A 520-nucleotide genomic window follows, 5' to 3' on the forward strand; every position below is an offset into this window, starting at 1 on the left:
CCTCATCGACCTGGTCACTCGCGCCCTCGGCGCTGCCACCATCCCCGCAAACGGCGGGGTACGCCCACATCTGAGCGTCACCATCGACGGGAACACCCTGCTCGCCAGCGGCGCCAGCCCCGCCAGCCCCGCCCTGACCAGCTGGGGGCTTCCGCTGCCCCACAGCACCCTCGCCCGGCTGTCCTGCGACGCCGAGATCAGCCGGATCATCCTCGATCCCGCCGGTGTTCCCCTCGACATCGGACGATCCACCCGCGTCGTGCCGCCACAGATGCGCCGCGCGCTCGTGGCCCGCGACCGGGGATGCACCTTTCCCGGCTGCGACCGGCCACCCTCCTGGTGCGAAGCACACCACGTGACCCACTGGACGCACGGCGGGGTCACCGCCCTGGGTAACCTTGCCCTGCTCTGCGGCCACCACCACCGCCAGGTCCACCACGACGGCTGGACCATCGTCTTCACCGACGACGGACACCCCGCCTACATCCCACCCTGGCGCATCGACCCCCACCAGACACCT

1 protein-coding gene is annotated in these 520 nt (G+C 71.2%); it reads left to right on the forward strand.

Translation table 11 applies throughout. The annotated features are described in order from the left end of the window. On the forward strand, window positions 1-520 hold a 520-nt coding region (locus tag NBZ83_RS32580), incomplete at both ends, for an HNH endonuclease signature motif containing protein (RefSeq protein ID WP_261576560.1).

This window comes from Frankia gtarii (assembly GCF_025403375.1).
Classification (GTDB): Bacteria; Actinomycetota; Actinomycetes; order Frankiales; family Frankiaceae; genus Frankia; species Frankia gtarii.